Source organism: Paenibacillus larvae subsp. larvae, from assembly GCF_002003265.1.
In the GTDB taxonomy this organism is placed as follows: Bacteria; Bacillota; Bacilli; order Paenibacillales; family NBRC-103111; genus Paenibacillus_H; species Paenibacillus_H larvae.
In genome coordinates this window covers 3572183-3597842 of the sequence record NZ_CP019687.1, presented here as the reverse complement: position 1 = coordinate 3597842, position 25660 = coordinate 3572183, and the positions used below count along the sequence as shown (strand labels likewise).

Genomic DNA, 25660 nt, shown 5'->3' with positions numbered 1-25660 from the left:
AGCTTTGTTCTGAAAAAACGGGTAACTTGGCAAGTGTTACCATACAATACGGGCTTCTGTCTCTGGATCAAAGAAATGCAGCTTGCTGGAATCAAACACGAACGGTTTATTCTCTCCGACACTTACGGATGCCTCGGGGTGCAGCCGGGCAGTGATCATTCTGTTACCGATTTTGAAATAAACGAGATTCTCCCCGCCCAAATTTTCGATAACACTGATAATCGCCCTGATTTTATTATCCTTGGACACATGCTGAGAGAAATCTTCCCCATATATATGCTCAGGACGAATGCCCAGAATAACAGGTTTATTCTGATAAGCAGCCAATGCCTTCGCCATTGGATCGGCAAGAATAAATTCCGTACCTTCTATCGTTAATTTGTTTCCTTCGATACGGGCATCTATGAAGTTCATGGCAGGAGAACCCATGAATCCCGCAACGAACATATTATTAGGCTTGTTATACAGTTCCGTCGGACTGGCAATTTGCTGGATTTCACCTTTATTCATCACTACAATCCGTTCCCCAAGTGTCATAGCCTCGACCTGGTCATGAGTTACAAACACAATCGTAGCACCTAGCCTTTTGTGCAGCTCGGCAAGCTCAACACGCATCTGAACACGAAGTTTGGCATCCAGATTGGAAAGAGGCTCATCAAAGAGGAACACCTGAGGATCCCGGACAATGGCACGGCCTACAGCAACCCGCTGCCTTTGTCCGCCACTTAACTCTTTTGGCTTGCGGTCAAGCAGGTCTTCCAAACCAAGAATTTCCGAAGCCTGCTTTACTTTTGCCTCAATTTCCGCCTTCGGACGTTTCAAGTTTTTCAATCCGAAGGACAAGTTTTCACGGATTGTCATATGGGGGTAGAGGGCATAATCCTGAAAGACCATGGCAATATCCCTGTCCTTAGGATGAAGAGTATTGACCAGCCGGTCCCCGATGTAAATATCTCCCGAGGTTTGCCGCTCCAAACCGGCAATCATTCGCAGCGAGGTCGTTTTTCCGCATCCGGAAGGACCTACAAACACAACAAATTCTTTATCTTCAATGACAAAGCTGGAATTGGAGACCGCTTTAAACGTCCCTTTCTTCTCGTCTTCAAACACTTTTTCTATCTGATCAAACACAACGCGTGCCATAACTAGTCCTCCTCCGGGTTCATCAAGTTTGTTCACTGGCTGCAAGCGGCTTTGTTCGGGAAGTCCGGACGTATCCGGCTTTTATCCTTTAACAGCACCTATCGTAATTCCTTGCAGGAAGTAGCGCTGGAGCGCAAAGAATAAAATGATCATCGGCAAAGCCCCGATAGTCGCTCCCGCCATAATCGCCCCGTAGTCCGTAGACTGGGCGAACTTAAAGCTCGCAAGCCCTACCTGAATGGTTCTCATCTCACTTGTTTTGGTAACCAGGAACGGCCAGAAGAATTCATTCCACTGCGCCACGAAGGTGAAGATGGCAAGAACGGCCAATCCCGGTTTAGCCATAGGAAGAATGATTTTATAAAAGATCCGGAATTCGCTGCATGCATCAATTCTGGCAGCATGAATCAATGAGGTTGGCAGCGTGGACATATACTGCTTCATTAAGAATATGTTCCCTACTGTTACAATAGACGGCAAAATAATAGCCGTATAGGTGTCTCCCAGTTCAAACACGTTAATCATCAGTATGTAAAGCGGAATCAAGGTAACTTGGGAGGGAATCATCATCGTGGAGAGCAGAACCCAGAAAATCGTATTTCTTCCCGGAAATTTCAGCTTCGCGAACGCATAACCGGCCAAAGAGGCAAAGAATACGTTTGTAATTGTAATGACTCCCGCTACAATTACAGAGTTAAGGAGCCAGCGCAAGGCCATTGTCTGATTGAAAAACCGCTCATAGGGAGCTACGGACCAGACCGATGGGATCATCTGCGGTTCATAGGTGGCGGAACTCAGTGAATCCTGAAACGATCCGATCATCATCCAGTAAAGCGGGATAATGGTAGTGAGGGCCCAAACAAGCAGCAGGAAGACGGCGATGCTTTTCCAGACTGTTTTCGTTTTTAAATTCATTTGGTGTACCCCCTAGTACTCGATGTCCGTGGAAAAATACTTAAACTGCAGCACGGAAGTTACAATAATCATGGCAGCCAGGACAAACGATTGGGCAGATGCCAGGCCGAAATCATTAAAAACAAACGCGGTTTCATAAATCAGATAAGCTATAGTCGCAGTGGCAAAGTTAGGCCCGCCCTGAGTCATCAAATACACGCTGATGAAAACCTGAAAGGATGTGATAACCCCCATTACCAGCAAATATAAAGTGGTCGGCTTTAGTAAAGGCCAGGTAATCTTGGTGAATTTGGCCCATCCGCTTGCATGGTCAATATCTGCGGCTTCATACAGAGATTTGGGGATTCCCCCATCGCAGCCAGATACAAAATGATCCCGCTTCCGTGTGCTCCGAGATACGTCATTAACATAAGGGAAAATAGGGCTGTATTGGATTGCCCGAGCCAAATAACCGGATCTATGCCAAACAATACGAGGAACTGATTCAGCATTCCTGATGGTGTCGGGTCGAAAAATGCCAACCATACCAGAGAAATAGTTACACCGGAAGCCACGGCAGGCAGATACAGGACGGCTTTAAAAAAGGTCTGCCAACGGTATCGGAGATGAAATATGAAGAATGCCAGCATAAAGGTAATCGCGATATTCACAGGGACAGTACCAATTGTAAAAATGACCGTATTCCGGATTGATTTCCAAAATACTTCGTCCTGGAACATGTACTTGTAGTTAGCCAAACCCACCCAATCCGAACCCAAAATTTTATATTTTTGAAAACTCATCAGGAAAGCGGTAACCACCGGATAAAGCGTAAAAACAAGAAATAATAAAACAGGAATTAAAATAAAAAGGTACACCCAGCCGTAGTCCCGCCAAAACTGGTTCAGGCGGGACTGGGGCTTTTGCAGACGGACCGGTGACGGATCGGATAAAGCTGAATTAGACGGCATATCGGTCCTCCTGTGCTTCATTATTGTTTAAACATCTGACTTCCTTTGGTTTTATATTCTTCCGCTGCCTGTTCGGGAGTCTTTTCTCCGCTCAGCAGAGCCTGGAAGATCGGGTTTTTCCATTTGTTCCCTGAACTTCTTCATATTGGCGGAAACTTCTACATCAATCTTCAGATCAACCGGGTAATGCCACATAGCCTTCCGCCTGGATTCTCTTCCAGTCAATCCCGGCTTCTTCCAGCATTCGTTTGTTGCCGCCCCATGCCCATTGGAAGGTGTAAATTGGAAGCCTGTATTGTTTGCCTTGAATTTGTCCAAGCTCGAGCATGCCAGGATAGTAATCATCTTTGTATACCGGATAAGTCCAAACCTCGACGTTGTCCTGCGCCTGTTTACACGGCCGCTGAAACAGGCATACCCTTACATTACTTTACACAAGCCCCTCCATTCACCCGCCGTCAGCGCCGCTTGGCTAGCCCATTATCGCCTTGCACAACTGAATTAAGAGGTGTTGTTTGATATGAGCAACCTACTGAATGAACTGACTACGGAACAAATAAATGAACATATACGGAATATTGACCAGCTAATCTACTCTGGAAATTGTAAAGAAAATCAATCAGGAGGATCATCAAATTGCAGGGGTCATCCAAAATCTGCTTCCCGTTATTGCGGATGCCGTTTATCTGATCATCGCTTCCTTCAAACAGGGGGCCGCTTATTTTATGTGGGGGCCGGGACTAGTGGAAGACTCGGTATCCTCGACACTTCCGAATGTCCTCCTACTTACGGTACGCCTCCTTCCATGGTAAAGTATATGCCAATCTTATGGCAGATCTTCAGCCGGCTAATGAAAAACTGGTGGCCGTCCTCATTCATAAACCATATTTCTTCTGGATATACTTGAGTCATGAAGAAATAGGGGGGATTTCATGCATACACTTTGGAAAGGCGCTATAAGCTTTGGACTTGTACATGTTCCTGTCAAAATGTTTTCAGCCACAGAAGCTAAAGATATTTCCATGAGATATCTCCACCGAAGATGTAATACTCCGCTTTCCTATGTCCGAAAATGTTCGACTTGTGAGACAGAAGTGGAGTGGGCCGAGATTGTGAAAGGATATGAATATGAACCGGGTCGCTTTGTCCTCTTTGAAAAAGATGAGTTGGAGAAAATAGCCGGAGAAGTCAATAAAGAGATCAAAATACTTGATTTCGTCAATCTGACGGATATCGACCCGATTTATTTTCAAAAGACTTACTATCTATCCCCGGGGGATACCGGCGCCGGAGCCTACAATCTGCTGCTGGAATCCATGCGTCAATCAGGGAAGATCGGCATTGCCAAAGTTTCCATTCGTTCTAAAAGCAGCCTTGCTGCCATTCGGGTAATTGAAAATTGCATCGCTATGGAAACTATTTTTTACCCGGATGAAATTCGGCCAATTCAACAGGTGCCTAATTTACCGGAAGCCGTGTCCGTTAACGATAAGGAACTGGAGATGGCGAAAATGCTGATTGAACAGCTTTCCACTCCCTTTGACCCTGAAAAATATAATGATGATTATCGTCATGCGCTTATGGACGCCATTCAACAGAAGGTATCCGGTCAAGAAATCCAGGCCGCACCGGAACAGCCGAAAACGAATGTTATCGACTTGATGTCTGCCCTTCAAGCCAGTCTTGAAGCGGTAAAACCAGCCGAGCCGGCTGGTGGTAAACCTAAGGCAAAAACGACCCGAGGGTGCAAAAAGGCGAAAGAGACGGTATCCTAGCATGCTTCTTCCCGCCGAGCCGATGATTCCCATTTCACGGGATACTTTGCCGCATGGTAAAGAATGGGGCTACCAGCTGAAATGGGATGGTGTTCGTTTACTTGCCGCTGTGGAAAAAGGGAAGGTTGAATTATACTCGCGGAAGCTTCTGAACAAAACATCCATATACCCGGAAATTGTCCATCAGCTTCAACATTATAAGGCTTCAGGTTCCTCCTTCTCTGTATCCAAAGGAACCTATTTACTTGACGGAGAAGCTGTTGTGTTTGACCCGGTTAAGCAGCGTCCTGTATTTCAACGCATTCTTCAACGGGAACGAAGCCGCCGCCCTTTGCAAACTGAACCCCCGCTTTTTGTTTTGTTTGACCTGCTTCAGGAAGGGGACGAGGATCTCCGTCCTCTTCCTTATCAGGAAAGGCATGAGCGTCTTACTGCCCTATTTCCGGAGAAACATCCCCAGCTTTTTGTAACGGATTTATTTCCTGATGGAAACCAGCTTTGGGAATGGGTGAAAGAAAACGAATGGGAGGGGGTAGTCAGCAAAAAGTTATCCTCCTCCTATAAAGAGGGGAAGAATCACCAGGATTGGTTCAAGAAAAAAACCGCATTGGTACTTGAAGTAACAATTGTAGGAATAACTATTCGGGGCGGACAGGCTGCCAGTATGGTAATGATATATGAAAGCCAGTATCTGGGAAGGGTTTCCTTGGGGCTTAATACGAGACAGAGGCAAATTTTGCTGGAATATGGCAAGCAGTATACAGCAAGCTCTTCCCCTTTTAATACGAAGCCGGCAGATTTGAAAAAGGAAACGGTACTTTGGCTATCAAAACCTTTCCAATTGGCTGTTACCGGCCTGGAAATTACCTCTGCAGGGCTTCTGCGTCATCCGAAAATGCTGGAATTTCCGTTTTCAGAGCCCGCAGGCGGGCAGAAATCATCAACTTGATCAGGAAGGAAGGGATATCCGGTGACGACGGTTCCCCAAAAAACATGGAAATCGGTAAAAGGGAAAATCGAGATAGAGGGACACGAGCTAACCATCACGAATCCCGATAAGCCTTTGTGGCCGGAAGCAGGGGTTACCAAGCTGATGTATCTGGAAAAACTGATTACCCTGTCCCCTTACCTGCTTAAATATTGCAGAAACCGTTATTTAACCACAATCCGCTACCCTCATGGGATTCACGATAAATCATTTTACCAGAAAAATTGTCCTGAACCGGCCCCTGCATTTGTCCGTACCGCTAACCTGGAAGGGATACGTTATGTAGTTCTGGATTCACTTCCTCCTGATCTGGCTGGCTAATTTGGCCTGCCTGGAGTTTCATCCTTCTTTTCATTATATAGGAAGCATACTGCCGGCCGAGTGGGTCATTGATATTGATCCCTCATTGGAAGAAGAACCGCGTATCATGGAGGCGGCTGAAATTATTGGGGATATTCTCGATTCTCTTCAAATCCGGTCCATTCCCAAAACTTCCGGAGCCACCGGTGTGCAAATCTACGTTCCTATCCGGCAGGGTTATACATTCGAGCAGCTTCGCAAACTAGGAGGGTTTATTGCCTCTTTCGCCGTACAGAAATCCCCCAAACTCTTTACAGTGGAACGGCTGAAGAAAAACCGCGGCGACCTTATATATATTGATTATCTTCAGCACTGGTACGGTAAAACTATCTCAGCCCCATATACTCCAAGAGCGAAGCCGGCTGCCAGCGTGTCCACTCCCCTGCTTTGGGAAGAAGTAAGCAAACGGGTCCATCCGAGTGAATTTACCCTGCTTAATATTGGAGAACGCCTGCAACAAAAAGGAGACTTGATCGAGCAAGTCCCCCTGCAAAATTTGGATCCTGTCCTCAGACGTCTTCCTTAATCCTTACACTCTGCTAAAAGAGAGGATCTATCATATGGGCCATCGCCTCTTTGACTTTCTGGAAACGCGGGCGTTTCTCAAATTGAGAAGGTATAATTTGAATGCTGTCTTTTAAGTCGTTTATGAAATCTTTGTGCAGCCGTTCGATCGTTACCTTGTCAAACAACAGGGCATTAATTTCGAAATTATTGTAAAAGCTGCGGACATCCATATTGGCGGAACCGACCGAGGCAAACAATGTATCGACAATGATGATTTTCGCATGAATGAATCCCCTCTGGTACTGATACATTTCTACGCCGGAGTCAAGAAGTTCCTGAACATAGGATAAGTTGGCATATTGAACAATTCTGGAATCATTCACACCCGGAATAATAATTTTCACATCTACTCCGCTCATAGCGGCCGTCTTAAGCCCCATCAAAATAGCTTCGTTCGGAATAAAATAAGGTGATGTAATATAAATTCTCTTTTTAGCTGTTGTAATGCCCCAAAAATGGATTCAAGAATGGAGTCCCATTCCCCATCCGGTCCGCTGGGGATCACCTGAACAGCCTTGGTTCCCGGGCATTGATGTTCCGGGAAATACTTGGAGTCACTCAGCTTTTGATTGCTGACAAAGGACCAGTCTGTCAAAAACGTCTGCTGCAGGTAATAGACGGAATCGCCTTCTAGCTTCAAATGGGTATCTCTCCAGAAGCCCAACTTGGGGTTTCCCCCCAGATACTCATCCCCAATATTCATGCCGCCAAGAAATCCAATTTTGCCGTCTACAATCAGGATTTTCCGGTGATTCCGGTAATTCATCCGTTTATCAAAAAAGGCGAACAAAACAGGCAAGAAACAGTAGACTTCCACTCCGGCTTTCTTCAGCTCATTCACGTAAAACCCGGATAATTTGTAGCTTCCGATGCCATCAAAAATAACCCTGACCTTAACCCCCTGCAGAGCTTTCCTGATTAGCAGCCGTTGAAACTGTTTTCCTATCTCATCGTGCCTGATGGTATAAAATTCAAAATGAATATGATCCTCGGCCTTTTCTATCTCTTCCATCATACTGGTATAAGTGGAAGCCGCATTCTTAAGCACCGTCACCTCATTATGCTGGGTAATTGGGGAACCTGGAATACTGTACAGCAAGGCGAACAATCTGGGCTCTTCCAGGATTGTTCCGGAGTACTTGTCTTTTTCAATCTTGATCGAACGGGATTGTCGAACCAGTTCCCTCTTCAGTTCATCCAGCATTTTGTAGCCTTTTTTACGCTGGACTATTTTTCTCTGTGTATATTCCTTGGCCAAAAAATAATACATGATAAATCCGATAAGCGGAAAAACAAACAGGATCATCAGCCAGGCCATAGCTTTGGAAGGGTGCCGGAATTCACTCACCAGAATTGTGATAATTTGAAATATAAACAGAAGTAAAACGATGACAAGCCACAACAAAGCCGGAGTCTCTCCCTTCCCTCTCTTTAACTTGCTTTTATTGTAATACAAGAATGGGAGAAAGAGAACATGGTTCCCTCTGGCATACAAAACATGGTATAATGGCGATTAACCTTAATCTGCCGTGTTCGAACCGTAAGGAGGGATACAGGTGAGCCCGCAGACTATTTTATTTGATTTGGATGATACACTGATTCACTGCAATAAATATTTTGATATCGTACTGGAACGTTTTGGTAAAATCATGATGTCCTGGTTTTCGGAATACAGTGTCCGGGAGACCGAAATACGGGAGATGCAGCTTGAAATTGACCTGGCCGGCGTACACGTCCACGGACTCAAAGCCGAGCGGTTTCCCCAGTCACTGGCGGAGACATATGAACATTTCTCCAAAAAATGCGGAAGACCTGTTCATTCCGGGGAAATCGAGCAGCTGCTTGAGCTTGGAAACAGTGTCTACGTGCATTCCATCGAGCCTTATCCGGACATGGAACAAACGCTGGATCAGCTCACTTCGAGCGGTCATGAGCTGTTTCTGTATACGGGAGGGGATCCATCCATTCAGATGAGAAAGGTTAGGGATGGAAATCTCGAACGGTACTTCAAAGATGTATTTATTGCTCTGCATAAAACAGTGGATTTCATGGACTCATTGCTAACGAGCCAGCACTTCGACAGACACCGTACCTGGATGATCGGCAACTCTCTGAGAACGGATGTAATGCCGGCTCTGGAGGCCGGTATCCATGCCATCCATATCCCGGCTATGCTGGAGTGGAAATATAATGTGGTGGACATTACCGCAAAGCCAAAAGGTGCCTTCTATCAGCTTACTGCGCTCCGGGAAGTACCTAATGCCATACACTTGTACTCATCAAAGACCGCGGGTCTGTAGGCCCCCGGTCTTTTTGTCATACAGTCATTTTTAAAAACCGTATTTATTTAGACACTAATATCTTGGTTATGTTTCATTTTATTTTTTGGAGAAACATAACTATGTGATACCATTCCAAGCATTATTATAAACATACCGCACCAAGATAAAACAGAAGGAAGTGGAGAAGATAATAAAACTAATTCTCCAAGAACAGTGAAAAGTACTTCCATAGATTGAGTTGCTTCTACAGTGGCCAGCTTTTGCATATCCCCTCTTACCATATCAGTTGCTTTGAAAAATAAAACCGTTGCTATTACCCCAGAACAAACGGCAACTAAAATAGATTGTACCGTTTGATCTTTACTTGGTGCTCCTGTTGTAAAAAAACCATACAATGACAATAAAAACCAAAATGGCAAGCTTGCTAATGTCATTCCAAGTACCCGCTGATAAGCATCCAAACGCTCTCCGCATATCTCCATCATTTTACGATTACCAAGCGGATAAGCAAATGAAGCGACAATTACAGGAATAATCCCTAACAAGATATCTTTTACAGCAAGATATTTAGTTTGTTCCACTTGCATAAGGACAATACCAAGAAGAATGATAAGTGACATTGCCATACCTTTTACCGGTATTTTACTTCTTTTCTTAAGAGGGCCGTCTGATGTTTGAATTGTTTCGAAGAAAAGAGGAGCTAATAAAGAACCTGATATGATTGTAATTTGCCAAGTCCCGGCAATTATCCATCCTGGTGCATGTGCAGCCGCAAAACATAATGGAGCATAGAATAGACCAAATCCCATAAAACTCCATAAAAACCATTATCCCGGATTTTCCCCCATAACTTGGAATAACGGGCGTAGTTTTTTCCTGCTCATGACAATAAGTAACAGGAATGGGACCATGAAAATAAACCTTAATGAAGCACTCCATACCCAGTTGCCACCTGATAACTCCATTGCTCGATTAAGTATAAATGTAAAAGCAAAAAAGAAAGCTGAACAAATACCTAAAAAAATAGGACGCAATTTACCTACCTCAATCTATTTCATAAATTAGTAACTCTCCAAGACTTAACCAGTTTTGTTCCATAAGACGGGCCGTTGTTTCCCTGTCATTATTTTTACAAGCCTCTATAATTTGCTGATGCTGCTCTACTGACTTCAGGCCATTTATAGAAGTAAATTGAGAAATTTCGAGACGCTTAATCTTGGATATACTTCGTTCTAGCGCCCGGATAATTTCAGGATTTCCCGCCACATCCAAAAAAACATTGTGAAATAACTCATCAGCTTCAATTGCTTTTATAATATCTTTTTTCTCAACAGATAATAGTAAAGCCTTATTGCTGAATTCTAATTCTTCAATATCCGACTCTTTTAATAACGGAACTGCTAAACGAGCAGCTAAAGAGTGTAAAACTGCTACAACAGTAAATGCATGTTTCGCCTCCTCAAGATTTAATGGAGCAACGCGAGTAACCGAACCCGGAATAGATTCAACAAGTCCTTCATCCTCAAGACGTTTCAATGCTTCTCTAACAGGAGTACGGCTAATTCCGAATTTTTCAGCTAATTCTTTGTCATTTAAACGCTGCTCAGGTTGTAATTCTAGGGTAACAATTGCTTTCTTTAAAGTTAGATATACTTCATCTCTAAAAGACATACGCTTAATTGGTTTAATAATATCCTTTTCCATAAAACTAATATATCACATATTGGTTTTATGTTCAAATTAGGTAAGTTATTTCGGTTCACCTAAACAAGTATGTCCAAATTATGCTATAGTGGAGATAAATGTAAAAACCAGAGTAAAGAGGGTGAATCAATACATGTCGGAGGAGACTTTACCAGCTTTTAAACATTCCGGGTACGGAATTGCATCCTTTTTTATTTCACTTATTTGCGGGTTGTCCTGTGTAATTCTTTTAGTCGTTTTTTTTACGGCTGTACAAAAATATCTTCCGGGAGACCTCGCCCCGACCGGCATCCTGACTCCGGAACAGCAAAAAGCGTTTATGGAAGCGGTAACCACCAGCATTGAACTAAAATCACTTTTTTATACTTTCTTTGTTATCGCAGGAATTGATGTTGTCGGATTCGGTTTCGGCATTGCCGGTCTTTTTCAAAAAAACCGCAAGCGTGCCCTGCCGATAATAGGCATTATTTTCAGTATTCCTGTAGTGCTGCTATTTTTCGGTACTTTGGTCTAATCACAGCACCGAGCTTGGCATAGAAGCCAGGCTTTTTTTCATTTTCAGGTCTTTAATCATTAACCCCGGGCAATCAAAATGAACCATTCGTCCATTTCGTAGAAGGTGAAAACGTGGTATCATAGCAGAGACCTTTTTTTAAATCTATAAAGACCACAGATATGGGTAAAAGTCCCTGCATGAAGCACGTGATGTTCCATATAACTCTAGAAAGCAAACTTACTGTAAGGGGGCTGCCTTATTTTGGCTAAATTATATTTTCGGTACGGAACTATGAACAGCGGAAAATCCATTGAAGTACTGCGTACCGTACACAATTATGAAGAGCAGGAGAAAAAAGTGCTGCTTTTTACACCTGCCATTGATAATCGTTATGGTAAAGGCATTGTGACTTCCCGGATCGGCATGCAAAAAGATGCCATCGTGATTGAATTGGATACCACGATGTATGAACTGGCGGAGCGGGAGCGTCCAAACTGCATTTTAATTGACGAAGCCCAGTTTCTGAATAAGAATCAGGTCATGCAGCTTGTCCGGATTGTGGACGAATTGGATATCCCTGTCATTGCCTATGGACTGCGGGCCGATTTTCAGGCTAAACTTTTTGAAGGAAGCTACCATCTGCTTACACTTGCTGACAAGATTGAGGAAATAAAAACGGTCTGCTGGTACTGCGACAAGAAAGCCACAATGAATATGCGCTGTAAAGATGGGGAGCCTATTTTTCACGGTGAACAAATTCAAATTGGCGGGAATGAAAGCTATATCCCCGTTTGCCGGAAGTGTTATTTCGAACGGAAAAAGAAATCGGAAACCTCCTGACCTAGCCGCATATTGAAGGGTTGGCGCACAGATGGTCGCCTAATTGGATACAGCCTGTCTGTGAGCATTTCCGTCAAGTTCTATAGGAAAAGGTGAGTTCTTTGCGAAAAAAAAGAATCCTGATATTGTCGGAAGGCTTTGGAACCGGCCATACCCAGGCTGCCCATGCCTTGTCCTTCAGGTTGCGGCAGATGAATCCCGGATTGAATACCCGGGTCATGGAGTTAGGGGCTTTCTTGCATCCTACTCTGGCTCCCTGGATTTTTTCGGCTTACCGCAAAACGGTAAGTTTACAACCGAAATTATACGGTCTATTATATCGGAATCAGTATCAAAAATCGTTAAACCGGTTTGCCAAGCTGGCGCTGCACCGGATCTTTTATGCCCAGGCATCCACCATTATGGATCAGCTTAAGCCTGATCTGATTGTGTGCACGCATCCGTTTCCGACGATTATTGTATCCCGTTTGAAGCAATCGGGGCTAAACGTACCGCTCTGTACACTCGTGACGGATTATGATGCACACGGAACCTGGATGGCTTCCAATGTAGACAAATACTTCGTCTCAACGGAAAAAGTACGGCAAAAATTTATAGAAAAAGGCGTAGACCCGGACAAAATTGAAGTTACCGGAATTCCTGTTCATCCCAGTTTTCAGGAGAAGCATGACAAACAGGCCATCCAAAAGAAATTTGGCCTTAAAAACATGCCCACAGTGATGATTATGGGGGGCGGCTGGGGAATGCTGGGGAAAGAAATGCTGGACCGGATTGCTGTATGGCGGGACCAGATTCAATTCCTGATATGCCTCGGCACTAATGAGAAGGCCCGGAACTTATTAATGGAGGAACCCTCCTATACCCACCCGAATATTCATATTTTCGGCTATACCAATGAAATAGACAAACTGATGGAAGTGTCCGATCTGTTAATTACCAAGCCAGGTGGAATGACATGTACAGAAGCTATGGCTAAAGGGATTCCGATGCTCTTTTACCGGTCGATACCCGGACAAGAAGAGGAAAACTGCCAATATTTCACTGAGCAAGGGTTTGGTGAAGAGATAACTTCATTCGAAACGGTACGAATCTGGTTTTACAAGTTATTGGAACAGTCCACAGAGTTGAAACAGCAGCGGGAGCATCGCAGGGAAGCGGTGAAATTGTGGAGTGAGGACTGTCCGAACACCATTCTGGCTATGCTGGACATGACTGCCGACGTCTCGGTCCCTCTTTCATAGAGGGACTTTTATCTTGTCCAAATCAGCCGAAATATCAATCTTCCTGTTTTTTAAGGCATGACCGCGAACAATCCCGAATACATATTTCATAAATCCGATATGGAAGGATGGTCCCTTATGGTACTGGGTAGAGCAAAAAGTACGGAAATTAGAACCACCGAAACACTGATCGGAGAGGGCACGTTATGCGACGGTAAGCTTCAAGCAGACTATAACATCCGGCTGGAAGGGAAATTCAAGGGAGAGATTGACTGTAAAGCAGATGTGACCGTAGGCGAGCAGGCAGAGCTTCAATCTAATATTCAGGGCATAAATGTGGTGATTGCGGGTTATGTGAAAGGAGACATAACTGCCAAGGAAAAACTGGTTATCACAAGCTCCGGACAATTAGAAGGCAACATCCAGGCGAAGGGGCTTGTTATTCACGAGGGGGGCCTTTTCCAAGGCATAAGCTTTATGACGGACCGTGAAGAAAATTCCTCCAAAATCGTGCAAGCCTCCGCACATAAGCAGCAGAAGAAGGAGCAGCATAAACAAGAGCAGCAGGTTGCAAGCGGCACCTAGGTCCCGGTTGCCAGGCTCCCGTCCAGACAGTTCATGTTGAATATGGAGGGATTTTTCCTTTGGGGTGACTCCGTAAATTTCGGGAAACCTTGAAACACCCAAAATTTCCTTGTAAAATACAATTAACAGTTCCCACCACGCCTCTTAACAATGCGTACCAAGGTGGGCCTTTTCATTTATTGGACGTCTCCTCTTTATTTCTTTTCCTTTTTCACTTCTTCCAATAAAGAAGTGTCTATAAATTTACTCAAATCCAGCTCTGCAGGCTTCACATTTTTGATAAACCCGTTCTCAATAGAGACCTGCGCCATTTCTTCCAGTACGTTTTTGGAAACATCCGGGGTCAGATGCAGCCGGGAAATGGCTGCTTTGATCAAGTCCTGCTCCAATCCTTTCCCGCTCAGCTTTTTCAATTGATTATTGATCAGTTCATACGATTTATCCGGATTTTGCTTAATAAATTCGATGGCTTCGATATTGGCTTCAACTGCCTGCTTAGCCATTTCTTTATGATTGTTCAAAAAGTCATCACTCGCAACCAGAATCGTAAGCGGGTAGTCCCCATTGTGTGGAGGGATTTTATCCCAGTCCAGCAGAATGGTGCCCACTCCCTTATTTTCCATTTGTGTACCCCACGGCTCCGGAATCAAAGTAGCATCGACTTCCTTTTGTTTCATTGCCACAAGAGTATCTGTAGGGGCTCTGGTGATGATTTCCACACCCGACTTATCAGAGTTGCCTCCAGAAGTTGGCCTTCAGTAAATCCGTCTTTGAAGGCTTGCAGGGTTTGAAGAACGGAAGGGAACTTCCATCCCCAGTCGAAAATTCTATATCCCGCTTCCCATGCTATCAGCAGCAGAATGAGAAACAAAGTTCTTCTTAATGCTGTATTCATCACCCACTTCCTCCTTCATGACTTTCTCCAGCTCGTCTGCCAGCACACGCGTAACTGCCTGTTCTACATGATGGAGCACGCTGTCTGAGGCATCCCGGGGTCTGGCTGCCTGGACAGCAAACTCCTTCTTGATCGTACCCGGCCGGGTGGACATCACGCGTCTGCTCGTCCAGGGGCAAAAGGATCTGTTCCTTGGCCCGTTCCTGCCTTTCTTTTTGGCCTATGCCTTTTTGCTTCAGCCCAAACGCCACATTATCCAAAACCGTCAGCCAAGGGAACAAGGCATGATCCTGAAACACAACCACACGGTCGGAGCCTGGTCCCGTAACCGGCTTGCCGTCGACTTCAATGCTTCCTTGTTCAAAGGGTTCCAAACCCGCTATCATATTTAACACCGTTGATTTCCCACAGTCTGAAGGACCGAGCAGGGAAACAAATTCCCTTTGTGAATGGACAAAGTGACATCCTCCACCGCTGTGAAGGAATGGCCTCCCCGCTGATGGAAGTTTTTTTTACTTGATGTATGCGAATCATAGCTTCACGCTCCTGTCAGGGTATAGTAGGAAGAATCCAATATTTATGCCAACTTATTTTATCGGAATTATCGATTTTGTCAACCTAAAATTTACATTTCTTCTCCGTTCTTCTCCATACAGCCCTTTATCTTTGATGAAAAAAAGGTATCCGCCACGACCCTTACGTCACTCTCCCCTTTACTCAGAAAAAGGAGAAAAACGCTCATCAAAAAACATTCCATACTTACGCGGCGTGCCGAGACTAAATCAATTCTGAATGAGAGGGATAGTGAAGCCAGACCAGCTTATGGACAGATCTCCATCGTAAAAAAGACCTCGCGTCCCGCCTTATCGTGGCGTTACTGAGGTCATTCTCTCGTCCAATTTTCTCAATCTTTCAAAAGTGTTCCTTCCAAAATTACCTTTCATACTCCGTCACAACCAGCACATCCATATGCCTGGCTCCTCTAAGCAGCCGTTTAACCAGCGATCCCTGCCATCTGTCTCTCCAGGAAGGGCTGCAGGATTTCCCCAGGATCATCTGGGTGCTGTTGTACTCGTTGGCTTTAGCCAGCAAAAGATCAGCCGGATCTTTCTTACCCTGCCCTGTTATGACCTCGAAGCTGCCGCCAAGCCGTTCTGTCAGTCCCTTCAATTCCTTCAGACGCGCTTCGTCTTCCATCCCGCTTCCATGATGAAGATAAGCTACGTGCCACCGTGCTTTTAATCGGAAGGCGATGCGGAAACCCCGGCGGATAATCCGTTCGGCATGGTCATTAAGCTTCACACAGACGAAAATAGTCTCTTCCCTCCGCCAGGGGCCCCTCAGGGATTCTTTACGCTCCCAGGATTCCAAGCGTTCGTCCACATCATCGGCAATTTCCCGGAGTGCCAGTTCTCTAAGTGCAATGAGATTGCCTATTTTGAAAAAATGGCCTAGCGCCTGTTCCACTTTTTCCATGCTGTAAATCCTTCCTTCTTTCATCCTCTGCCGGAGGGTCTGCGGAGGTACATCAATCAATTCCACTTCGTCCGCCATCCATAGAATGCTATCCGGCACGGTTTCCCGGACCCGGACCCCCGTAATCTGCTCCACAGCGTCATTCAGACTTTCCAAATGCTGTACATTCACAGTGGTAATAACGGAGATCCCGGCATTTAATATGTCCAGCACATCTTCAAAACGCTTATTATGCCGGCTCCCCGGCACATTCGTGTGAGCTAACTCATCAACCAGTACCACATCAGGAGCACGCTCTATAATAGCATCGGTATCCATCTCTTCCAGTGTCGTTCCACGATAATCGATCTTCCGCCGGGGAATCATCCCCAGATTTCCAAGCTGCTCTGCCGTTTCTCTACGTCCATGGGTTTCCAAAAGCCCGACTATGACATCAATCCCCATGCGTGCCAGGTCATTCCCTTCCCTTAGCATGGTATACGTTTTGCCAACACCGGGTGCAGCTCCAATATAGACTTTGAATACCCCCCGCCTGATTTTCTCGATTTCCTTCTGCATTTCCTGCTTGCTGTGCCTGCGGTACAGTTCGGCCTTTTTTGTCCCCACTTTCCGTTTGGCTGGTAATATCCGTTCCCCGTCCCGTTCTGCCCGGTCCGCCACAACGAATAAGTCGGTCCTGGTCATTTTCCGCAATATATCATTGATAATCGATCCCTGCCAAAGCTCCTGTATGCGGGTATGTTTCGAATGTCCCAGAACGATGCGGGTTACACTGTTTTTCATAGCATAGTCCAGCAAACTGTCCGCAAGTTTTCTCCGCCCGGGAAAAGGCAATTCCACGAAGACCGCCCCGATTTTGTCCACCAGTTTTTTCAGGGAACGCTTAAAGGCAGCCTGCTCCTTGCTTAACGGTTTTCCCGTATGCTGAAAGCAGATTACATATAAATCCCCGTTCAGCCGGTTAGCAATTTGTTGTCCCCTGCGCACATAAATCGATCCGTTCCAGTGATACTGGGTAGATACGAGAATACGCTCTCCGGCCCCGGACGGACCGGACAACCCTTTGCTTTTCCGGTATTTTTCCAAAGAGCCGTTTACATCCTCCGCCACCAATCGTAAAGCCAGTTCCCGCAGGACACCGATGTTTCCTTTCAGAAACAAATGATGTTCCTTTTGCCCGGGCAAATTCCCTTCTTCCAACCGTTTCAGAATCGTTTCCGGCGTCACATCGATCAACCTTACCTCATCCGCCATCTCCAATGTACCGGAAGGGACCGTGGTTTTTACTTCAACGCCAGCCAACTTGCGCGCCAGTTCCCGTACTCCTTCGAGCTCATATACATTAACAGTGGTTATAACGCTGATTCCCTTTTCCAATAAAAATGAGATATCACCTAGCCGGGTAGGAAAAAGGGCTCCTTGCCTGTTGCGGTGAGCCAATCCGTCCACAAGCACTACTTCAGGGTTGCGTTCTACCAAAGCTACCAGGTTCAGATCCTGTTGGATGACTCCGTCCTTTGTCCAGTCAATGCTGGGGATTGTCTCCAGGCCACTTGCCTGCCGGGCCGTTTCCGGCCGGTTCAACGTGCTGACCGCACATAACACTACATCAATCCCGTTCTCCTTCAGGCTCTGCGCCTCGCGAAGCATATGGTAGGTTTTACCTGACCCGCTCACTGCCCCAAGATAGATTTTTAACCGTCCCCGGTTGATGTCTGAAATGGATTGCAGAATTTCCTCGGGTGTTTTACGGCGGAATTCCTCCATATCGTTATCTCCTATTCCTATCCATTGATCAGCTGTTTCAAATCGATATTCAGTTCCAGCACATTGACGCGCGGTTCACCGAAGATGCCAAGGTCTCTTCCCTGTGTATGGCTTTGTACCAATTCTTCCAGCTTGGCTGTACTGATGCCTGTCTCTTTGCTGATTCGCGGGATCTGCACTTTGGCTGAATCCGGTGTTATATGAGGATCAAGGCCGGAAGCGGAGTTGGTAAGCAGACTGAGGGGCACCTCTTTGGCGGGTACCTCTGGGTTTGCCGCAATCCAGGCATCAATCGATTCCCGGGTCCGTTTTACAAGCTCCGGATTGGAAGGAGCATAATTATTGGATCCCGAAGAATCGGCTTTATATTCAATACTCGATACTCTGCCATGGAAATATTTCGGGTCGGTAAAATTTTGCCCGATTAGAGAAGAGCCGATTACCTGCCCCTGTGCATCTCTGATCAGGCTTCCATTAGCCTGATGGGGCATCAGAAGCTGGGCAGCCCCCGTGCTTACAAGCGGGTAAATCAGCCCGCATAAAATCATAAACACAATACCTGTACGTATGGCAGTCAGTACGTAAGAAGTTTTAGCTTCCCTTTTAGTTTCCGTTTTAGCCTCGTGCTTATGTTTCATTGCCTTTCAACTCTCTTCCCTTATTAATAAAAAGTTACACCCATAATTGAACAACAAGGTCGATCAGTTTGATGCCGACGAAAGGAACGATCACTCCGCCCAGACCATAAATCAGCAGATTTCGGCTCAATAGGCGGGAAGAGGATAGCGGCTTATAAGCTACCCCTTTCATGGCTAACGGAATCAGAAGCGGAATAATAATGGCATTGAATATTAAAGCTGATAAAATAGCCGATAATGGTGATCCCAGCTTCATAATATTTAAAACTTCCATCTGTGGGATAGCTAAGGTGAACATCGCCGGTATAATGGCAAAATATTTGGCAATATCGTTGGATACACTGAAAGTTGTCAAAGCCCCGCGGGTCATCAGCAGCTGCTTCCCGATGCCCACTACCTCGATAATCTTGGAAGGATCAGAATCCAGATCGACCATATTAGCTGCTTCCTTGGCGGAGACGGTGCCGCTATTCATCGCCAGCCCTACATCTGCCTGAGCCAAGGCAGGGGCGTCATTGGTACCGTCCCCCGTCATCGCAACAAGCTTGCCTTCTGCTTGTTCTTTGCGAATTACAGAGATCTTATCTTCCGGCTTGCTATCTGCGATGAAATCGTCAACTCCTGCCTCTTTAGCGATTGTCGCCGCAGTCAGCGGATTGTCCCCTGTGCACATAACGGTTTTGATTCCCATCTTACGCAGCTGGTCAAATCGTTCCCTCATACCAGGTTTTACCGTGTCCTTCAAATAGATCAGACCGTAAATATGATCATTCACCGCTACGGCTAGGGGAGTTCCCCCTTGCGAAGCTATCGCATCACTGTTCTCTTTCAGATCATCAGGTATGGCCCCCCCTGCTGCTTCACCCATTGGATAACTGCATCTACAGCTCCTTTACGGACCTTGCGGCCATCCTTCAGATCAATGCCGCTCATTCGCGTTTCCGCTTTGAATTCTACGAATTCTCCACCTTCTGCAATTTTAGTCTGGTAACCCAGCCCCTGCTTTTTCAAATATTCCAGAACAGAACGGCCTTCGGGTGTCTCATCCTTTACAGAGCTGATAGCAGCCCAATGTGCCAGCCCAACAAGATTTTCCTGCCTGACTGGAATCAGGTCACTGGCCATCCGGTTTCCATACGTGATGGTTCCGGTTTTATCAAGGATAATAGTGTTGATATCTCCTGCGGCTTCCACCGCTTTTCCTGACATGGCCAGAACATTAAACTGGGTAACCCGATCCATACCGGCAATCCCTATAGCTGACAATAAACCGCCGATGGTAGTAGGGATCAAACAAACCAGCAGGGCTATAAGGATTGGTATCTCAAGATGGATATTTAAATATTTGGCTATCGGAGCTAACGTAACAACGACAATCAGAAAAATAAGCGTCAAGCTGGTAAGCAGGGTGTTCAAGGCAATTTCGTTCGGTGTTTTTTGCCGTTTTGCCCCCTCTACAAGGGAAATCATCTGATCGATAAACGATTCACCCGGGTCTGTAGAAATGCGTACTTTTATGGAATCGCTGACGACGCGGGTTCCGCCTGTTACCGAGTTAAAATCACCGCCCGCCTCTTTGATGACCGGAGCAGATTCTCCGGTAATGGCGGATTCGTCTACGGAAGCCAGCCCTTCAGTGACTTCCCCGTCACCGGGAATCATTTCGCCCTGGGAAACTACCACAATGTCCCCTTTTCGAAGATCAGTGGAAGCCACGGTTTTGATTGTTTGTCCAACCAGCTTATTAGCTATGATGGTTTTCTTAGTTTGTTTCAGCGAGTCCGCCTGGGCTTTTCCCCTTCCTTCTGCCAATGCTTCCGCAAAATTAGCAAAAAGCACTGTAAACAGTAGAACAAAAAAGACGGTAAGATTGAAGCCAATTCTTTCTTCTGTCCCGAAATAGCTAGGAAATAGCGTCATAAGGAGGACGACTGCGGTTCCGACCTCTACAACGAACATAACCGGATTTTTCATCATTATCATTGGATTTAATTTATACACGCTTTACAGAATTGCCTGTTTGAAAATCGGGCCGTTCAGCATCTTTTTCTTGGCCTTATCCATGATTTCCTTTCACCCCTATAACTTAACGGATAGTTAAATATTCAGCTACCGGACCCAAAACAAGTACCGGTAAAAAGGTTAGAGCACCAATAATCAGAACCGTTCCTATAAGCAGTCCCATAAACAGTTTATTATCCGTTTTAAATGTACCGATCGTCTCAGGTACCGGGTGCTTGGCCGCAAGAGAACCAGCTACACCCAGCAGGGCTATCATAGAAATATAACGGCCTAGCAACATAACTATTCCCGTTGTTATATCCCAGAATGGCGTATTATCTGCCAAGCCTTCAAAGCCTGACCCGTTGTTTGCAGCTGAGGATGTATACTGATACAACACCTGGGTGATTCCATGAAAGCCGGGGTTGGTAATGCCAGCCTGCCCTGCATCTGTAACCAACGCTATGGCCGTTGGTACCAAAATAATAAATGGATGCAACAAAATGACGATGGCGATCAGTTTCATTTCTTTTGCCTCAATTTTACGTCCCAAAAATTCCGGCGTGCGTCCGATCATCAGACCTGCAAGGAAGACAGCCAGGATTGCGTACATGAGCATATTGACAAGCCCGATACCATTTCCGCCAAATACTGAATTAAGCATCATTAAAACTGTCGGTACCATCCCGCCCAGCGGGGTTAAAGTGTCATGCATATTATTGACCGTACCTGTTGTCGCTGATGTCGTCACAGTTGTAAATAAAGCGGATTGGGCCAGGCCAAAGCGAACTTCCTTTCCTTCCGGACTTCCCTGCTCTGCGCTGACTCCCAAATTATTGAGCAGCGGATTGCCTTGAGATTCAGCCGCATATTCGATTCCGAGGAACACTAGAAACAGGACCAGCATGGCACTGAAAATGACCCACCCCTGACGTTTGTTCCGGGCAAATAATCCGTACGTATACGTCAAAGCCGCAGGAAACATCCACATGCTTAAAATTTCTATCACATTGGTAATTCCATTCGGGTTTTCGAATGGGTGGGATGAATTGACCCCAAAGAATCCACCCCCATTGGTGCCGAGATGTTTAATAGACTCCAACGAAGCTACGGGACCTACGCTTATATTTTGAACCGCCCCTTCAAGAGTAGTCGCCTTAATGGTTGGCTCCAATGTTTGCGGAACATGCAGGGCTACAAGAATTAGAGTAATCACAAATGCAAACGGCAAGAGAATCCGGGTATGGGTCTTTACAAAATCCTGAAAAAAGTTGCCCAGCCCTTTTCCCTTCCCGGTGATCCCTCTTATAAAAGCCGCGGCAACGGAAAACCCGGTTGCAGCGGAGGTAAACATCATCATGGTGATGACAATCATTTGGGAGAAATAAGAGAGCCCGCTTTCCCCGCTATAACCTTGGAGATTCGTATTAGTCATAAAACTGATGATCGTATTAAATGAAAGTGTCTCTTCCATTCTGCCAATTCCGTTCGGATTAAAAGGAAGTATATTTTGAAGGCGCAGGACCAGATATCCAAGGCCTATCAAAACCGCATTAGTAAGTAGAATGCTGAGCATATATTTTTTCCAGCTCATGCTGGCTTCAGGTCTAATGCCGCCAAGTTTGAATAAAAACCGTTCAACAGGCCCGTAAATCCGGTCCGTCTTATTCGGCTCATTGGAAAACACATTATACAAATAGGTTCCTAAAGGCTTCACCAATAAGCAAAGAAGCACGATAACAATGGCAATCTGAACAAAATCCATGATTTCCTATCCTCCCTATGCTGCAGGCCTAAAATTTTTCCGGGTAAATCAGTGCATAAATCAAGTATCCAAACAGAAAGAGTACACACAGAGCTATAATAATCATGATTGGACACTTCCCTGCTCATCTATCATTTTCCCGCACCAGAATAAAAAGGCGGAAAACAAGGAAAAAAATCCAAAAAGCATCAGCAGCATATAAATATCCATCATAGGTAGTAGTCCTCCTTTAAAGAATCAAGCGAAAGTAGCTTCCCCAAAAAAACGAATTCCCTTCTTATTTGTGTAATGGCAAATTTAGGCAATAAAAAAAGAAGCCCGCGGTAGAGGAAACTCTTCATGCGGCTTCTTCAAAGGCACAGCAAATCATAGCTATACCGGAAAACGCTGACAGATGTCGCCTCTCTCGGAACGCTTACGAGGTTAGCTGCCGGATTCGGGCGTGAGAGTCGCCCTACATCAACCAGTCTGCTGATCGATGATTCACCCCATGGATGGCATAGATATGCCATCCGGTTGGTTCCCCCGTTTCCTGCATGCAGGAATTCAGCGGTTAAAACGCAAATGCAATTCATTTTTTATGCAATTAACTTAGATTATCGCGAATATGGCCATAAAAAAGCCACAGGACATAACCTGTGGTCATAAGACTGATCACAAGTTTCTTCGTCCTCTCTTCACTTCCGCCTACGAGGTTAGCTGTCGGATTCGGGCGGTGAGAGACGCCCTACCGGAATTAGAATCTCCATGGTTGAACTAATTCCAGGATTCACCCCTGCTGTTAAAATTCCGGCTCTCACACCGGAACCAGAACAGCTTTGGTTCCCCCGCTTCTCCACAGCACATATTCCGCAATTCGATCGCAACTAATGAAATGGTGGCGGCATGCTGAAGTGGAAAACTAGACAATAGCAGCAGAAACTGTATATTTTGCTTTCATGGATTGTATCTTACACCCGTGCAGAAGCTTTGTAAATCCAACCCATTGGGGGTTTTGCGCTTTTTTCCCTTGTCAGGATCTAGTTATGCGCTTACAAGACTATCAAAGTAACCTCTTCTATGAATATCTGCGATTCTCTTGATTTTTCAGCAAAATAAAAAATAAGAATAAGCTTTTTTCCTTCTTCATCTAATATTTACACAACTTTCCTTATCAGGTAGGATGATATCAAAAGAATGATTTAAACCATTCAGGAAATTGGGAGGAAGATGTGTATGAAAAAAGGGTTCCTGTCCATTCTTATCTGGGGCCTGATCTCCATCGCAGGCGGGATCGCATTCGGTCTCGTGGCATTAAACCGGGGAGAGACGATTAGTGCGGTATGGCTTGTGATTGCTGCCATATCGTGTTATGCGGTAGCTTACCGCTTTTACAGCCGTTTTATGGCCCGCAAAGTATTCAGCCTGAACGATAACCGACGAACGCCGGCCGAAGTAAAAAACGACGGCAAAGACTATGTTCCTACGAATAAGTGGGTACTTTTTGGCCATCATTTTGCGGCTATTGCCGGAGCAGGGCCCCTCGTCGGACCAGTGCTCGCCGCACAAATGGGTTACGTGCCCGGAACGTTGTGGATTATTGTCGGAGTAATACTGGGAGGAGCGGTTCAGGATTTCGTCGTACTTTTCGCTTCAATGCGGCGGGGCGGTAAATCATTAGGGGACATGATCAAGGACGAAATTGGTCCTGTTACAGGTACAATTGCCATGATCGGCATTCTCGGCATCATGATCATTCTGCTCGCTGTTCTCGGACTAGTTGTCGTGAAGGCTTTGATCGGGAGCCCGTGGGGCATGTTTACGATAGCGGCTACCATTCCGATTGCACTTTTTATGGGAGTGTATATGCGATACATACGCCCAGGCCGGGTGCTGGAAGCTTCCTTGATCGGGTTTGTTCTCCTGCTGCTCTCTTTAATCGGAGGACAATATGTGGCGGAACATCCTACACTGGGAGCCATGTTTACTTTTACCGGTACCCAGATCGCCATCATGATGATTATTTACGGTTTTATCGCTTCGGTCATGCCCGTATGGCTGCTACTGGCACCCCGGGATTACCTTAGTACTTTCCTGAAGATCGGAACAATCGTGGGGCTCGCAATAGGAATCGTCTTCGTGATGCCGGATCTGAACATGCCGGCTACGACCAAATTTATTGACGGTACGGGGCCGGTTTTTTCGGGTAACCTGTTCCCGTTCCTGTTCATCACCATCGCCTGCGGCGCGGTTTCCGGCTTCCACGCCCTGATCTCCTCAGGAACAACCCCTAAAATGCTGGAAAGAGAATCCCATGCACGGCCAATCGGATACGGGGCCATGCTGATGGAATCATTCGTGGCCATCATGGCTCTAATTGCCGCATGTGTGATTACACCCGGAACCTACTTTGCCATCAACAGTCCTGCCGCTGTGATTGGAAGTGATGCCGTACAGGCCGCATCGACCATCTCTTCCTGGGGATTTACGATTTCTCCCGATGATCTAACCCAAATAAGTAAAGATGTCGGTGAAGCCTCCATTTTATCCAAAACCGGAGGTGCCCCTACCTTCGCTATCGGCATGGCCCATATTTTGTCTAATGTAGTTGGCGGAAAAACCCTCATGTCCTTCTGGTATCATTTTGCCATATTGTTCGAAGCCCTCTTTATCCTGACCACGATTGATGCGGGTACCCGGGTGGGAAGGTTCCTGATTCAGGATCTGCTCAAGTACGCCTATAAACCCCTTGGAAATACGGAGTCATTGACCGGCAATATTGTGGCGACAACCCTTTGTGTCGCGGGATGGGGTTATTTCCTTTACCAGGGTGTGGTTGATCCTCTTGGAGGCATCAATTCCTTATGGGCGCTGTTTGGAATCGCCAACCAGATGCTGGCGGGAATTGCGCTGGTACTGGGAATAACCATTTTGTTCAAAATGGGCAAAAAAAGTATATATGGGTTACGCTGATTCCTACCGCATGGATTTTGCTGGTGACCATGTCAGCAGGCTACCAGAAAATTTTCCATCCCGACCCGGCCATCGGTTTCCTGGCTCACGCGAATAAATTCAGCTCCGCTTTGAATAGCGGCAGTCTGCTCGCTCCGGCCAAAACCACCGATCAGATGAAGCAAATCATCATGAACGACAACGTGAATGCCATTCTATGCGGATTTTTCATGCTGGTTGTCATTCTGGTTTTCCTGTCGGCTCTTAGGATATGGATTCAATCATCAAAAAACCGGCCTCTGCCTTTGCACGAATCACCCTATATATCAAGAGACCCTGAGGAGGCGACTAAATTTGTTTAA

At 45.8% G+C, this 25660-nt stretch carries 18 protein-coding genes, 7 pseudogenes and 2 riboswitches; of the genes and pseudogenes, 9 read left to right on the top strand and 16 right to left on the bottom strand.

Features of this window, described 5'->3' with window-relative positions; genetic code table 11:
* Nucleotides 1–36: 36 nt before the first annotated feature.
* The 4 genes and pseudogenes from BXP28_RS18635 to BXP28_RS23470 form a co-directional block, all read right to left on the bottom strand.
* Nucleotides 37–1143 carry an ABC transporter ATP-binding protein gene (locus BXP28_RS18635; protein WP_036655842.1) on the bottom strand — a complete coding sequence of 369 codons (1107 nt, stop codon included), beginning with the start codon at nucleotides 1141–1143 and terminating at the stop codon, nucleotides 37–39.
* An 81-nt stretch (nucleotides 1144–1224) separates the two neighbouring features.
* A complete protein-coding gene (locus tag BXP28_RS18630; RefSeq protein ID WP_023482471.1) occupies nucleotides 1225–2058 on the bottom strand; it encodes a carbohydrate ABC transporter permease in 834 nt (277 codons plus the stop codon).
* Nucleotides 2059–2070: 12 nt separating this feature from the next.
* A pseudogene (locus tag BXP28_RS18625) lies at nucleotides 2071–3008 on the bottom strand (carbohydrate ABC transporter permease).
* A gap of 51 nt (nucleotides 3009–3059) precedes the next feature.
* Entirely contained in the window at nucleotides 3060–3326 is a 267-nt protein-coding gene (locus BXP28_RS23470; protein WP_155116214.1) for a hypothetical protein, read from the bottom strand.
* 614 nt (nucleotides 3327–3940) lie between these two features.
* Between BXP28_RS23470 and ku the strand changes: the two genes are divergently transcribed.
* From ku to ligD, 3 genes and pseudogenes are all read left to right on the top strand, one after another.
* Complete coding sequence (gene ku, locus BXP28_RS18610) at nucleotides 3941–4783, top strand: non-homologous end joining protein Ku (protein ID WP_024093045.1); 843 nt, start codon at nucleotides 3941–3943, stop codon at nucleotides 4781–4783.
* A 1-nt stretch (nucleotide 4784) separates the two neighbouring features.
* A complete protein-coding gene (locus tag BXP28_RS18605; protein ID WP_023482468.1) occupies nucleotides 4785–5732 on the top strand; it encodes an ATP-dependent DNA ligase in 948 nt (315 codons plus the stop codon).
* 21 nt (nucleotides 5733–5753) lie between these two features.
* Nucleotides 5754–6657, top strand: a pseudogene (ligD, locus tag BXP28_RS18600) (non-homologous end-joining DNA ligase).
* A gap of 13 nt (nucleotides 6658–6670) precedes the next feature.
* Here the strand turns inward: ligD and cls are convergent.
* Nucleotides 6671–8103, bottom strand: a pseudogene (gene cls, locus BXP28_RS18595) (cardiolipin synthase).
* A gap of 151 nt (nucleotides 8104–8254) precedes the next feature.
* Between cls and BXP28_RS18590 the strand changes: the two are divergent.
* Nucleotides 8255–8998, top strand: coding sequence for an HAD family hydrolase (locus tag BXP28_RS18590; RefSeq protein ID WP_023482464.1), 744 nt, complete (start codon nucleotides 8255–8257; stop codon nucleotides 8996–8998).
* A 47-nt stretch (nucleotides 8999–9045) separates the two neighbouring features.
* Here BXP28_RS18590 and BXP28_RS18585 read toward each other — a convergent pair.
* Both BXP28_RS18585 and BXP28_RS18580 read right to left on the bottom strand, forming a co-directional pair.
* A pseudogene (locus BXP28_RS18585) lies at nucleotides 9046–10014 on the bottom strand (DMT family transporter).
* Between the two features lie 10 nt (nucleotides 10015–10024).
* Complete coding sequence (locus BXP28_RS18580) at nucleotides 10025–10684, bottom strand: GntR family transcriptional regulator (RefSeq protein ID WP_023482462.1); 660 nt, start codon at nucleotides 10682–10684, stop codon at nucleotides 10025–10027.
* A gap of 133 nt (nucleotides 10685–10817) precedes the next feature.
* Here BXP28_RS18580 and BXP28_RS18575 point away from each other — a divergent pair, with 133 nt between their 5' ends.
* The 4 genes from BXP28_RS18575 (at nucleotide 10818) to BXP28_RS18560 (ending at nucleotide 13825) form a co-directional block, all read left to right on the top strand.
* Nucleotides 10818–11198 carry a hypothetical protein gene (locus BXP28_RS18575; protein WP_023482461.1) on the top strand — a complete coding sequence of 127 codons (381 nt, stop codon included), beginning with the start codon at nucleotides 10818–10820 and terminating at the stop codon, nucleotides 11196–11198.
* A gap of 243 nt (nucleotides 11199–11441) precedes the next feature.
* Entirely contained in the window at nucleotides 11442–12020 is a 579-nt protein-coding gene (locus BXP28_RS18570) for a thymidine kinase (protein WP_036655837.1), read from the top strand.
* A 101-nt stretch (nucleotides 12021–12121) separates the two neighbouring features.
* Nucleotides 12122–13261, top strand: coding sequence for a UDP-N-acetylglucosamine--LPS N-acetylglucosamine transferase (locus BXP28_RS18565; RefSeq protein ID WP_046655140.1), 1140 nt, complete (start codon nucleotides 12122–12124; stop codon nucleotides 13259–13261).
* A 117-nt stretch (nucleotides 13262–13378) separates the two neighbouring features.
* The gene (locus tag BXP28_RS18560; RefSeq protein WP_036655835.1) at nucleotides 13379–13825 is read left to right on the top strand and encodes a bactofilin family protein; all 447 of its coding nucleotides are present in this window, start codon (nucleotides 13379–13381) and stop codon (nucleotides 13823–13825) included.
* A 194-nt stretch (nucleotides 13826–14019) separates the two neighbouring features.
* On the opposite strand, the gene BXP28_RS18555 is transcribed toward BXP28_RS18560, so the two are convergent.
* The 9 genes and pseudogenes from BXP28_RS18555 to kdpF all read right to left on the bottom strand — a co-directional run bounded on the left by BXP28_RS18555 (nucleotide 14020) and on the right by kdpF (nucleotide 22473).
* Nucleotides 14020–14502: an ABC transporter substrate-binding protein gene (locus BXP28_RS18555; protein WP_024093039.1), complete on the bottom strand. Its 483-nt coding sequence runs from the start codon at nucleotides 14500–14502 to the stop codon at nucleotides 14020–14022.
* On the bottom strand, nucleotides 14499–14720 hold the full coding sequence (locus tag BXP28_RS24550; RefSeq protein ID WP_024093038.1) for a hypothetical protein: 222 nt from the start codon (nucleotides 14718–14720) through the stop codon (nucleotides 14499–14501). Before BXP28_RS24550 ends, BXP28_RS18555 begins: the two co-directional genes overlap by 4 nt.
* Nucleotides 14653–14874, bottom strand: coding sequence for a hypothetical protein (locus BXP28_RS24545; protein ID WP_226989783.1), 222 nt, complete (start codon nucleotides 14872–14874; stop codon nucleotides 14653–14655). Before BXP28_RS24545 ends, BXP28_RS24550 begins: the two co-directional genes overlap by 68 nt.
* Before the next feature lie 91 nt (nucleotides 14875–14965).
* A pseudogene (locus BXP28_RS24540) lies at nucleotides 14966–15115 on the bottom strand (ABC transporter ATP-binding protein); the annotation flags it as partial.
* 538 nt (nucleotides 15116–15653) lie between these two features.
* A complete protein-coding gene (locus BXP28_RS18540; RefSeq protein ID WP_023482456.1) occupies nucleotides 15654–17963 on the bottom strand; it encodes a hypothetical protein in 2310 nt (769 codons plus the stop codon).
* A gap of 17 nt (nucleotides 17964–17980) precedes the next feature.
* Nucleotides 17981–18601: a potassium-transporting ATPase subunit KdpC gene (kdpC, locus tag BXP28_RS18535; protein WP_023482455.1), complete on the bottom strand. Its 621-nt coding sequence runs from the start codon at nucleotides 18599–18601 to the stop codon at nucleotides 17981–17983.
* A gap of 34 nt (nucleotides 18602–18635) precedes the next feature.
* Nucleotides 18636–20584, bottom strand: a pseudogene (gene kdpB, locus BXP28_RS18530) (potassium-transporting ATPase subunit KdpB).
* Nucleotides 20585–20687: 103 nt separating this feature from the next.
* Complete coding sequence (kdpA, locus tag BXP28_RS18525) at nucleotides 20688–22367, bottom strand: potassium-transporting ATPase subunit KdpA (protein WP_023482452.1); 1680 nt, start codon at nucleotides 22365–22367, stop codon at nucleotides 20688–20690.
* 28 nt (nucleotides 22368–22395) lie between these two features.
* Nucleotides 22396–22473 carry a K(+)-transporting ATPase subunit F gene (gene kdpF / locus BXP28_RS25295; RefSeq protein WP_077585278.1) on the bottom strand — a complete coding sequence of 26 codons (78 nt, stop codon included), beginning with the start codon at nucleotides 22471–22473 and terminating at the stop codon, nucleotides 22396–22398.
* Nucleotides 22474–22763: 290 nt separating this feature from the next.
* Nucleotides 22764–22929, bottom strand: a riboswitch (cyclic di-AMP (ydaO/yuaA leader).
* A gap of 107 nt (nucleotides 22930–23036) precedes the next feature.
* A riboswitch (cyclic di-AMP (ydaO/yuaA leader) is annotated at nucleotides 23037–23231 on the bottom strand.
* A 351-nt stretch (nucleotides 23232–23582) separates the two neighbouring features.
* Here kdpF and BXP28_RS18515 point away from each other — a divergent pair.
* Nucleotides 23583–25660, top strand: a pseudogene (locus BXP28_RS18515) (carbon starvation CstA family protein).

What these genes read in the sequence shown, in the direction of transcription:
- BXP28_RS18635 (WP_036655842.1), bottom strand. Translation starts at nt 1,143, where the DNA reads ATGGCACGCGTTGTGTTTGATCAGATAGAAAAAGTGTTTGAAGACGAG.
- BXP28_RS18630 (WP_023482471.1), bottom strand. Translation starts at nt 2,058, where the DNA reads ATGAATTTAAAAACGAAAACAGTCTGGAAAAGCATCGCCGTCTTCCTG.
- ku (WP_024093045.1), top strand. Translation starts at nt 3,941, where the DNA reads ATGCATACACTTTGGAAAGGCGCTATAAGCTTTGGACTTGTACATGTT.
- BXP28_RS18605 (WP_023482468.1), top strand. Translation starts at nt 4,785, where the DNA reads ATGCTTCTTCCCGCCGAGCCGATGATTCCCATTTCACGGGATACTTTG.
- BXP28_RS18580 (WP_023482462.1), bottom strand. Translation starts at nt 10,684, where the DNA reads ATGGAAAAGGATATTATTAAACCAATTAAGCGTATGTCTTTTAGAGAT.
- BXP28_RS18575 (WP_023482461.1), top strand. Translation starts at nt 10,818, where the DNA reads ATGTCGGAGGAGACTTTACCAGCTTTTAAACATTCCGGGTACGGAATT.
- BXP28_RS18560 (WP_036655835.1), top strand. Translation starts at nt 13,379, where the DNA reads ATGGTACTGGGTAGAGCAAAAAGTACGGAAATTAGAACCACCGAAACA.
- BXP28_RS18555 (WP_024093039.1), bottom strand. Translation starts at nt 14,502, where the DNA reads ATGAAACAAAAGGAAGTCGATGCTACTTTGATTCCGGAGCCGTGGGGT.
- BXP28_RS24550 (WP_024093038.1), bottom strand. Translation starts at nt 14,720, where the DNA reads ATGAATACAGCATTAAGAAGAACTTTGTTTCTCATTCTGCTGCTGATA.
- BXP28_RS24545 (WP_226989783.1), bottom strand. Translation starts at nt 14,874, where the DNA reads ATGTCCACCCGGCCGGGTACGATCAAGAAGGAGTTTGCTGTCCAGGCA.
- BXP28_RS18540 (WP_023482456.1), bottom strand. Translation starts at nt 17,963, where the DNA reads ATGGAGGAATTCCGCCGTAAAACACCCGAGGAAATTCTGCAATCCATT.
- kdpC (WP_023482455.1), bottom strand. Translation starts at nt 18,601, where the DNA reads ATGAAACATAAGCACGAGGCTAAAACGGAAACTAAAAGGGAAGCTAAA.
- kdpA (WP_023482452.1), bottom strand. Translation starts at nt 22,367, where the DNA reads ATGGATTTTGTTCAGATTGCCATTGTTATCGTGCTTCTTTGCTTATTG.
- kdpF (WP_077585278.1), bottom strand. Translation starts at nt 22,473, where the DNA reads ATGATTATTATAGCTCTGTGTGTACTCTTTCTGTTTGGATACTTGATT.